This is a genomic window from Burkholderia sp. SJZ089 (assembly GCF_007828315.1).
GTDB lineage: Bacteria > Pseudomonadota > Gammaproteobacteria > Burkholderiales > Burkholderiaceae > Burkholderia > Burkholderia gladioli.
The window spans coordinates 87,220-97,839 of sequence record NZ_VIUM01000021.1 but is presented as its reverse complement, the minus strand read 5'-3'; the positions used below and the strand labels follow the sequence as shown (position 1 = coordinate 97,839).

At 71.3% G+C, this 10,620-nt stretch carries 8 protein-coding genes; all 8 read right to left on the bottom strand.

Annotation, left to right across the window (positions count from 1 at the left end; genetic code table 11):
• Positions 1-26 precede the first annotated feature (26 nt).
• On the bottom strand, positions 27-1,100 hold the full coding sequence (locus FB600_RS30855) for a GntG family PLP-dependent aldolase (RefSeq protein ID WP_164467526.1): 1,074 nt from the start codon (positions 1,098-1,100) through the stop codon (positions 27-29).
• Between the two features lie 103 nt (positions 1,101-1,203).
• Positions 1,204-3,888 (bottom strand): lyase family protein, encoded by a 2,685-nt coding sequence (locus FB600_RS30850; RefSeq protein WP_105819291.1) that lies wholly within the window; start codon positions 3,886-3,888, stop codon positions 1,204-1,206.
• Between the two features lie 52 nt (positions 3,889-3,940).
• A complete protein-coding gene (locus FB600_RS30845) occupies positions 3,941-5,107 on the bottom strand; it encodes a pyridoxal-phosphate dependent enzyme (protein ID WP_145757911.1) in 1,167 nt (388 codons plus the stop codon).
• Positions 5,104-5,745 (bottom strand): hypothetical protein, encoded by a 642-nt coding sequence (locus FB600_RS30840; protein WP_096749246.1) that lies wholly within the window; start codon positions 5,743-5,745, stop codon positions 5,104-5,106. The genes FB600_RS30845 and FB600_RS30840 overlap by 4 nt, the downstream gene beginning before the upstream one ends.
• Entirely contained in the window at positions 5,742-7,004 is a 1,263-nt protein-coding gene (locus FB600_RS30835; RefSeq protein ID WP_096749247.1) for an MFS transporter, read from the bottom strand. Before FB600_RS30835 ends, FB600_RS30840 begins: the two co-directional genes overlap by 4 nt.
• A gap of 83 nt (positions 7,005-7,087) precedes the next feature.
• Positions 7,088-7,972 carry a kinase gene (locus tag FB600_RS30830; RefSeq protein WP_175427779.1) on the bottom strand — a complete coding sequence of 295 codons (885 nt, stop codon included), beginning with the start codon at positions 7,970-7,972 and terminating at the stop codon, positions 7,088-7,090.
• Positions 7,973-8,000: 28 nt separating this feature from the next.
• Positions 8,001-9,401 (bottom strand): argininosuccinate lyase, encoded by a 1,401-nt coding sequence (argH, locus tag FB600_RS30825; protein WP_096749249.1) that lies wholly within the window; start codon positions 9,399-9,401, stop codon positions 8,001-8,003.
• Positions 9,398-10,612 (bottom strand): argininosuccinate synthase, encoded by a 1,215-nt coding sequence (locus FB600_RS30820; RefSeq protein WP_025100039.1) that lies wholly within the window; start codon positions 10,610-10,612, stop codon positions 9,398-9,400. Before FB600_RS30820 ends, argH begins: the two co-directional genes overlap by 4 nt.
• Between the last annotated feature and the right edge of the window lie 8 nt (positions 10,613-10,620).

Genomic DNA, 10,620 nt, shown 5'->3' with positions numbered 1-10,620 from the left:
CGTGGAGATGCGGGAAGTCGCGGCGCTCATCGATGCGACTCCATCGTCTCGGGCAGCGCGGCCTCGGCGAGGATCGCCCCGGCGGCCGCGATGGTGGCGTCGATCGCCGCGTCGTCGATCTGGTAGTGGACGACGGCGCGGATCACGCCGTCACCGAGCAGGCCCATGCGGATGCCCTGCTCGCGCAGCGCATCGAGAAAGGCGGCATTGCCGGGCACGGCCACGTCGAAGAACACCATGCTGGTGTCGAAGGCGGGCGCGCGCAGCGCGATGCCGGGAATCCGCGCGAGCCCGGCGGCCAGGCGCGCGGCGCGGCGATGGTCCTCGCCCAGCCGCTCCACCATCTCGGTGAGCGCGACCAGGCCGGCGGCGGCCATGATCCCGGCCTGGCGCGTGCCGCCGCCGAGCAGCTTGCGGTAGCGCTTGACGCGATCGATCAGCTCGGCGCTGCCGCAGACCATTGAGCCGTAAGGCGCGGCCAGGCTCTTGGACAGGCAGAACTGCACCGAATCGGCATGCGAGACGATCTCGGCGGCCGGCACGCCGAGCGCCACCGCGGCGTTGAACAGGCGGGCGCCGTCCATGTGCACGGCCAGGCCGTGCTGGTCGGCCAGCTCGCGCACGCGGCGCAGGTAGTCGAGCGAGAGCACGCGGCCGCCGGCCAGGCAATGCGGGTTCTCCAGCGCGATCACGGCGGCCGGCGCGCACTGGTAGTCGTGGCGGTCGCGGATCGCCGCGCGCAGCGCCTCGATCGGCAGGCTGCCGTCGGCGGCGGTGGCCACCGGGTGCAGCACGCCGCCCCCCACCAGCGAGATGCCGCCCGCCTCGTAGTTGTAGAGGTCGGACTGGTCGCCGAGGATCACCTCGTGGCCGCGCGGGCACTGCGCCAGCAGCGCCGTCAGGTTGCCCAGCGTGCCGCTCGACACGAAGGCGGCGGCCGCCTTGCCGGTCATGTGCGCGGCCAGCGCCTCCAGTTCGTTGACGGTCGGGTCCTCGCCGTAGCAGTCGTCGCCGACTTCGGCCTCGAACATCGCCCGGCGCATCGGCGCGGTCGGCACGGTCACGGTATCGCTCAGGAAATCAATCAGGGGTCGGTCCATCGCCTGCGTCTCTCGTTCGGTCACTTCGTTTCGTCATCCTGACGACGATCGATGCGATCGCCGCCGCTTGTGAATGTTGCGGCTGGCCAGGCCGCGCCCGGCCTCAGTGCGGCGCCGCCGCCAGCAGCGCGGCAACCCGCGTCTGGCGCTGCCGCGCGCCGGCCTGCCAGGCCGCGCGACGCTTCCAGGCGGTCTCGGCCGAGCCGCGCAGCAGCGCAAGCGCGCGCTCGATGCCGGCTTCGGCCGCGCCCGGGCCGCCGCCGTGGGCGAGCCGCGCGGCGGCCGCCTCGACCGGCGCGAGCGGCTCGCGCACCAGGCCCGCCAGCGCGGCCGGTGCGTCGCCGCCCGCCTCCAGCGTGGCGGTGATCAGCGCGCCTACCTCGTGATGCGCCTCGTGGAAGCTGGTGCCGGTCTCGCGCACCCGCGCGTTCGCCACCTGGGTGGCCGTCACCAGGCCCCGGTCGGCCGCGGCGCGCATCGCCCCCGGGTGCCCCTCGATGCCGTCGATCATCAAGCGCAGCAACTCGCAGCTCTCGCCGAACTCGCGCACGGCGTCGGCGCAATGTGCGGGCATCTCGGTGCCGATCTCCACCGAGTTGCTGAAGGGCGTGCGCTGCGCCGCGAACACCGCCGCGTTGAGCGCGCCGGCCACGTGGCCGAGCTTGCCCTTGACGATCTCCAGCAGGTACGGGTTGCGCTTTTGCGGCATCAGCGAGGAGCCGCCGGCGAGCTCGTCGGGCAGCGCCAGGAAGTCGGTCTCGCGCATGGTCCAGAGCTGCAGGTCGTGCGCCAGGCGGCTCAAGGTGGCGGCCGCGATCGCCAGCGCCGACAGCAGGCGCAGCACCAGGTCGCGGCTGGCCACCGCGTCCAGCGCGCTGTCGAAGCTGTGGCCGAAGCCGAGCAGCGCGGCGCTGGTTTCCGGGCGAATCGGGAAATCGGTGCCGGCGCCGGCGCCCGCGCCGAGCGGGCAGCGGGCGAGGTCCTCGTCGAGCGCGTCGAGCGCGGCCTGATCGCGCCGCAGCGCGGCCTCGACCGACCAGAGGTAGTAGCCGAAGCTGCCCGGCTGGGCCACCTGGTACTGGCTGTAGACCGGCAGCGGCCAGTCGAGCGTGGCGCCGGCCTTGTCGAGCAGGGTCGAGCGCAGCCGCCAGAGGCGGTCGGCGGCGCTGTCGAACCAGTCGCGCGCGCGCAGCTTGGCGACGCAGGCGTTGATGTCGTTGCGCGAGCGCGCGGTATGCACGGCGCCGCCCGCCTCCAGCCCGACGCGCTCGATCAGCAGTTGCTCGTAGAGCGCGTAGCTGCCGCGCGGCGCGAGCGCCTCGACGATCGCCGCGAAGCCGGCCTCGCGCTGGCGCGCCAGCTCGGCCAGCACCACCGCCGCGCGCGCCGGCGGGCACAGCCCGGCGTCGACCAGCATCAGCAGATGGGCCTCGTCGATCGCGGCATAGGCCTCCAGCTCGGCCAGGCGCTCGGCCGGCGGCTCGGGACGGCGCACGATCGCCAGCGCCTCGGGATGCAGGCCGCGGCGCAGGCGCCCCGTGCCGGCCGCCGGCGCGGGCGCGTCCGTGTCGTCCAGTTCCAGCTTCACGCGCGCCTCGATGCCGTCCAGCGCGCGCGCCAGGGTCTCGCGATCGGCCGCCGAGGCCAGCACCAGCGCGACGCGATCGCGGAAATCGCCGTCCAGCTCGACGCGCTGGCCCGGCTGGCGCAGCGCCATGAACTGCATGCGCACGCCGGCCTCGCGCGGCGCCTGGGCGAACGACAGCGCGCGAATCGTGCCGCGCCGGCCCGGCAGCACGAAGCGGATCGCGGCCTGGCCGTCGCGACGCGGCGCGAGATCGGGCGAGACGCCCGCGTGCAGGTCCACCATCGCGCCGAGCACGTCGATGCCGGTGGCCGCCTCGATCGCCTGCGGGATCATGCCGCCCGCCAGGCGCGGGTTGATCTCGATGATCACCACGCGGGCCTCGGCGATCCGGCATTCGACATGGGCCGGGCCGAAGCGGTGGCCGGTGGCGTCCAGCGCGCGCAGCGTCTCGGCCACCAGCGCGTCGCGCTGGGCGGCCGGGATCGGCGCCGGGAAATCGTGGCCGCTCTCGACGAAGAACGGCAGTTCCCCGAGATGCTTGCCGGTCACGCCGAGCACGCGATAACCGCGCCCCGCGCCCAGCCCCACCACCTCCACCGAGAACTCCGCGCCCTCCACGAAGGCCTGCACCAGCAGTTGCGGCACCACCGCCAGCCCGCGCTCGTTGCTGCGCGCCGCGAGGATCTGAGCGCCGTGCTCGAGCAGCTCGGCCTCGTTTCGCACCAGCCGCACGCCGACGCTGCCCGAGCCGAACGAGGGCTTCAGCACGCGCGGATAGGACAGGCCGAGCGCCAGGTCGCGCAAGGCGCTCAGGTCGGGCACCACCTCGGTGTGGGCCGCGCCCACGCCGGCCCGCTGCAGGCAGGCGGCCAGGCGGGCCTTGTCGCGGCAGGTGCGGATCGCCTCGGGGCTCGCGCCGGCCAAGCCGAAGTGCGCGGCCACCGTGGCGGCGGTCTCGATGAAATACTCGGAGGTCGAGAACACGCCGGCGATCTGCGGGAACGCGCCGAGCGCGTCGACGATGCGCGCCACGTCGGCGGTATCGACCACCAGCGGCTCGATCAGCAGTTCGCGCAGGAACGGATAGAGCTGGGGGCGGCCGGTCACGAACACCACGTGGTAGCCGCGCAGCAGCGCCTGGCGCAGGCACAGCCGGCCGGTGCCGGTGGTATTGCTTTCGATGAATACGAAGGTCTTCACGGTCAGGGCGTCAGGTGGTCGGTTGCTCGATGGTTCGGGTTCGCCGGGCGGGTCAGGCCGCGGGCGCCGGGGCCGCCGCGGGCGTGGCAGGCACGGCAGGCACGGTGGGCGTGGCGCGGATCTGCGCCAGCGCGTCGCCGGCCGGCTTGTCGCGGCCGGTGGCCTCGGCGAAGCTGCGCCGTTCCCACTCGAAGCGGGCCCAGGCGCCGCCGGCCGTGGCCGGGCTGCCGGCGCGCGCCGGCTCGGTGGCCAGCACGGTGTCGGCCACGCCCTGCTCGCGCAGCCAGGCGTCGTCGTAGACCGAATCGATGTAGCGATGGCCTTCGTCCGGCGCGATGAACACCACGGTCTTGCCGTCCTGCCGTTGCGCGCGCACCCATTGCGCCACCATGAAGGCCGCGCCCGAGGTCGGCCCGCAGTACAGGCCGTGCTCGGCATGCAGGCGCCGCGTGCTGGCATAGACCTCGGCCGGCGACACCCAGTGCACCTCGTCGAAGCAGGCGTGGTCGACATTGCCGGGATGGATCGAGTTGCCCAGCCCGCGCAGCGCGCGCTTGCCCACCGGCAGGCCGAACAGCACGCTGCCGAAGGTGTCGACGCCGACCAGCCGGATCGAGGGATCGGTCTCGCGCAGCGCCTTGATGGTGCCGCAGGTGGAGGCGCCCGAGCCGACCGTGCCGACCACCACCAGGTCGCGGCCGAAGGCGGCGATCAGCTGCCGGGCGAAGGCGCGATAGGCCTGCTGGTTGTCGGGGTTGTCGTACTGGCGCGGCCAGAAGCCGCCGGGGTTGTCGCGCAACTGCTCCTGCAGCGCCTCGAGCCGCAGCACCTGCACGTTCGAGCCGGAAGCGTCGGCGCCGACGATCTGCACGCGCCCGCCGAGCTGCGCGAGGCGTGCCTGCAAGCGCGCGTCGATCGCCGCGTCGCTGACGATATGGAACGGGATGCGCTTCTCCGCGCAGACGATGCCGATCCCCATCGCGAAGGTGCCGCTGGAGGTTTCGAGCACCGGCATGCCGGGATCGAGCTGGCCGGTGGCCAGCGCCTTCTCGATGATGTACTTGGCCGGCACCAGCTTCATGAGCCGGAACGCGGCGGCCACCAGGCCGGGCCGCAGCGCGATCAGGTCCGGGTGGTCGAGCGAGGCGGAAACGCTGTCGTAGAGCCGGGCGTCGAGGCCGCCGGCATGGTCGAGGATCTGGGTCATGGTGTCGTTCATGCGATCGATTGTTCGAGCATCCACAGATAGGTATCCGAATCGGTGCCGCTACCGCGCACCACCTTTGGCCAGCGCGCCGCGCGCCATTCGTCGGCCAGCGCGGCGCGCGCGAGCGCGTCGGCGCTGCGATGGCGCCGGTAGCACCACTCCACGCCGCTGGCGATCGCGGTCTTCAGCTCGTCGGCGAACTTGCTGGGCTCGAGCACGTGGCGCGGCAGTTCCTGGTGCGCGCCGGGCGTGCTGCCGGCGGCCGCCGGCGCGATCTCCAGCAGCTCCAGCCGGCCGGTGCGGTTCTTGCGGATCGAGAGCCGGAACGCGGCGCCCGTGCCCGAGGTGATGGCCACGTGGTAGATCCCTTCCGGCACGTGGCCGGTGCCGCCCACCTTCGCGCCCGGCAGCCGGTAGTAGGACACCGTGCCGTCCTCGATCAGCACGAATTCCAGGCCCCGGTAGCGCAGCATCGAGGCGTGGAAGAAGTCGGTGATCAGCCAGCGCCGGGCATCGACGCGATGCACCCAGTAGTAGATCAGCGGATGGGCGGCGACCATCTCGCCGAAGGCGCTGCCGAGATGCTGCAGCTCGGCGGGCGCGAGCGCCTCGAACGGCGTCTCGCGGTACAGCAGACGACGCAGCTTCATGCTTCCTCCCCGGTGTCGACGCAGCGCGCGACGATGAAGATGCCGAACGCGCAGGCGGCGATCAGCGAGGACGACGCCATCACCTGATGGATCGCCAGCGATTTCGCGAGATAGCTGTACAGGAAGTACATCACCGCGATGGTGACCGACATGCAGAGCCCGATCAGCGACAGGAACGAGGCGCGGATCCGGCTCGGCAGCCGCTTGTTGAAGTACTCGTTGGCCACCACGGTGACGATCGGGTTGATGATCATCACCAGGAAGAAGCCGGCGAAATCGACCGCCACCAGGTTGAACCACATCGAGGCCAGCACCGCGGTGGTGAGCAGCGTGCTGGCGATCACCACCGGGTAGAAACGCAGGAAGGACATGGTCCGCTGCATCACCAGGTAGACCACGCCGATCAGCATCTGCGCGGCGAAGAAGAACCAGGTGATGGTCTCGATGCTGAAGCCGTTGCCCTTGAACAGCGCCTGGCTGAAGGTGAAGAACGGCGAGGTGCAGGCCGCGAAGGCGGTGAAGCCGAGGATCGGCAGCGCCACGCCTCGCCAGTGGCCGCGCAGGAACGCGAACAGCTCGCGCATCACCTCGCCGCGCATCACCTCCTTGCCCGGCGGCGCGTGCCCCGCCGCCTGGCCCTCGGCGGCCAGCCGCGGCGGCTCGGCGGCGAAGCTCCAGGCCGCCAGCGCCAGCGCGTAGACCACGAAGTAGGCGGCATACACGGCGTTCCACGACAGCTCCTGCAGCAGCCCGCCGGCCAGCACCGCCAGCGCCCCCGAGATCAGGCCCAGCGCGTTGGCGCGCAACTGGATGCCGTTGAAGTCGGCCACCCGCCGGTCGGCCACCAGGCTGTCGTAGAGCAAGGCCGTGTCCGAGCCGTAGACCAGCGCGAGCGCGGTGCCGAGCAGCGCGTAGAGGCACAGGAAGGCCACGAAGCCGTCGCTGACCATCACCCCGAGCGCATACAGGCAGTAGGCGGCCAGCCCCAGCAGCACCGAACGCTTGCGGCCGAAGGCATCGCCGAACATGCCGGCCGGCACCTCGAACAGGATGTTGGCGACGAAGAACACGCCCTGCAGGATGCCGATCTGGTAGGCGTCGAAGCCCTTGTGCAACAGGAAGATCACGAAGATCGCGCGATCCACGATGGCCAGCGTCAGCACCCGGTAGGCGAGGTAGATCCGCGCGTTGCGGGTGCTGAGCCGCCCGGCCCGATCGACCGGGCTCGGCAGTTCGGCGACGGTGTCAGGCACGCGCATGGCACCCTCCCCGGCTGGCCGGCGCGGCGGCGACGGCGAGCCGCCGCGTGCGCGAGGCGCCCGGCGCGCGGCCGGGCAGGCGTTCAGCAGATCGTGTCATAGACCCTCACGCTTCCGTGGGCCGACAGCGCGTCGACCGCCCGTGCCAGGTTCGCCGCATGGTCGGCGCGCCCCGCCTCGTAGAGGATCCCGATGCAGGTGCCGCTATGCGCCGTCACCAGCCCGAGCCCGCCGGTCGCGGCGCTGACCTCCTGCACCGCCGCCAGGTGCCGCTTCGGGTTGACCTTCTGGTTGATCTGGGCGCTGCGCGTCGAGACCCGCCCGATCTCCGCCAGGTCGCGCGCCGCGAAGGCCGCCACGATCCGCTCCAGCAGCTCGTTGAACTCGGCGCGATGCTCGCGATTGTGGCGGTTGGCTTCGCCGCCGCGATGGTATTCGAGCGTGTCCAGCGTGCCGCCCTCGTCGAGCGAGACGATCTGCAGGTTCGGCAGCCGGCCCAGCCGCGTGCGCAACATGCCCTTGCGCTGCAGGTAGACCACCGATTCCGCGAACATCACGCCGTCGGTCGGCTCGATGCCGCTCATGTCGCGGCACAGCTGCTCCAGCGGCAGCTCGCGGCCCAGGTAGACCTCGATCGCGCGCGCGGTGGCCAGCAGGTCGGCCGAGGAACTGCTCAGGCCCTTGCCGACCGGGATATCGCAGTCGATATGGAAGGTGCCGCCGACCGCTCTGCCGTGGCGCGCGAGGATCACCCGCGCGAGCGCGGCCGCCTTGGTCTTGCCGCTGGGCTGCGTGACGATCTCGCTGCTGCCGTGATCGGGCACGAAGGTGCTGACCGAATACTTGCGGATCGGCAGGGTGACGAGGAAGTCGCTCTCGTCCTCGAGCAGCACGCCCTGCAGCAGTTCGCCGAACGAGCAGTACGAGATGCCCGCCGCCGCGCGCGGGGCCGGATGGAAGGAACGCATGGGCTCGGACATGAGCATGGTCGTCCCGTCAGCGGCCGGACTGGTGCGCGGCCAGCATCGAGCGCAGCCGCGCGAGCAGCTCGTCGAGTGCCTGGTCGCCGCACGAGCCCAGCGAGTTCTTGCGCGCCACCATGTCCTCCACCGTGATGCGCGCCACGTCCTCGCCGAACAGCGCGCTGGCCTGCGTGAAGCGCTCGTGCGGCAGCTCGGCCACGTCCACGCCGAGCGTGTCGGCGGTCTTCACCAGCTCGCCGACCACGCGATGCGCCTCGCGGAACGGCAGGCCCTTGCGCACCAGGTAGTTGGCGTACTCGGTGGCGATGATGTGGCCGCCCAGCGTGGCCGCGCGCATCTTCTCGGGCACCGGCGCCATGGTGCGCACCAGCTCGGTGAGGATCGCCAGCGAGCTCATGCAGTTGTCGAGCGCGGCGAACCAGGCGGTCTTGTCCTCCTGCAGGTCCTTGTTGTAGCCCAGCGGCAGCGCCTTGAGCAGGGCCATCAGGCTCATCGCGTTGCCGATCACCGAGGCCGACTTGCCGCGCACCAGCTCGGGCACGTCGGGGTTCTTCTTCTGCGGCATGATCGAGCTGCCGGTGCAGTAGCCGTCGGCCAGCGCGATGAAGCCGAACTCCTGGCTGGTGAAGGAGATCAGCTCCTCCGACAGGCGCGACAGGTGGATCATCAGGTTGGCCGCGTGCGCGCCGAACTCGACCAGGTAGTCGCGGTCGGACACCGAATCGATGCTGTGCAGGGTCGGCTCGCGAAAGCCCAGCAGCGAGGCAGACAGGCGGCGGTCGATCGGCAGGCTGGTGCCGGTCGAGGCACAGGCGCCGAGCGGGCACTGGTCGGCGCGCTCGAGCGCGTCGACGAAGCGGCTGCGGTCGCGCTCCAGCATCACCACGTAGGTGGCCAGCCAGTGCGTGTAGTAGGTGAACTCGGCGCGCTGCAGGTGCGTGTAGGACGGCATCACCAGGCCGGCGTGCTGCTCGCCGTGCTCGAGCAGGGTGCGTTGCAGCGTGTCGATCGCGTCCACCAGCTCGCGCGTCGAGCGCATGAAGTAGATGCGCTGCGCGGTGGCCTGCTGGTCGTTGCGGCTGCGCGCGGTATGGGTCTTCTTGCCGAGCTCGCCGACCTTCTCCACCAGCAGCGTCTCGAGGTTCATGTGGATGTCCTCGAGCGCCGGGCGCAGCGTGATCTCGCCGGCCTGCCAGCCGGCGCGGATCTCGCCGAGCGCCGCGGCCAGCGCCGCGTGCTCGTGGTCCTGCAGCAGCCCCACCGCGTGCTGCATGTCGACGTGGGCGGCGGTGCCGTCGATGTCGGCCTCGAACAGGCGGGCCTCCAGCGGCAGGCTGGTGTTGAAGGCCACCAGGCTGTCGGTCATCTGCTGGCTGAAGCGGCCGGCCCAGGGATTCGCCAGGGGCGTGCTCATGCCTGGCCTCCCGCTTTCGCGCCGCGCGCGGCCTCGATGCCGATGCGCAGGCCCAGGGTGTTGAGGAAGCCGGTGGCGTCCTCGCCGCTGATCGACTGGCCCGCGTGCAGGGTGACCAGGTCGCGCGAGTACAGCGATTGCGGCGACTCCACCGCAGCGGCGGTGGCCGAGCCCTTGTAGAGCTGCACCGTCACTTCGCCCGTCACGTACTTCTGGGTCTCGTCGATCAGGGCCTGCAGGCACAGGCGCTCGTCGCTGAACCACAGGCCGCGGTAGACGATGTCGCCGTATTCATCGGACACCAGGTTGCGCAGGCGCTCGACGTCGCGGCCCAGGGTGATCTTCTCGAGCTTGCGGTGCGCCGTGTGCAGGATGGTGAGCGCCGGGTTCTCGAACACGCCGCGCACCTTCAGGCCGTTGATGCGGTTCTCGATGATGTCCTGGAAGCCCACGCCGTTGCGCGCGCCGGCCGCGTTCAGGCGCGCCACCAGCTCGACCGGGCCCAGCGCCTCGCCGTCCACGCTGACCGGCACGCCCTGCTCGAAGCCCACGCGCAGCGTCTCGATCGCGTCCGGCGCGAGCGTCGGCGGCGTGATCCAGTTGGCGTCGTGCCAGTCGAAGGCATTGCCCACGCTCTCCAGGTAGTCGCCCTCGGTGGTGATGTGCACCAGGTTCTCGTCGTGGCTGAGCAGATTGTCCGGGCGGCTCTCGACCGGGATGCCGTGCTTCTGGCAATAGGCGAACAGGTCCTCGCGCGAGGCGATGTCCCACATCCGCCACGGCGCCACGGTCGGCAGGTTCGGCGCGAGGATGCGCGAGGCCATCTCGAAGCGCACCTGGTCGTTGCCCTTCTGGGTGCAGCCGTGCGAGAGCGTGTCGACGTCGTGCGCCAGCGCGTAGTCGGTGAGGCCCTTGACGATCGCCGGGCGCGCCAGCGGCGTGCCGAGCAGGTAGTCGCGCTCGTAGGCGGCATTGGCCTTCAGCGCGGGGAACACGTAGTCGCGGATGAAGGTCTCGCGCAGGTCGGCGATCACCAGTTCGTCGGCGCCGGCGATCGCGGCGCGCTTCTTCATGCGCTCCCAGTCCTCCTTCTGGCCGAGGTTGGCGCAGTAGGCGGTGACGCGGCAGTCGAACTGCTGCTTGAGGAAGTGCAGCGCGGTGGAGGTGTCGAGGCCGCCCGAGTAGGCGAGCAGGATGTGCTTGGGTTTCATGTCTGGTC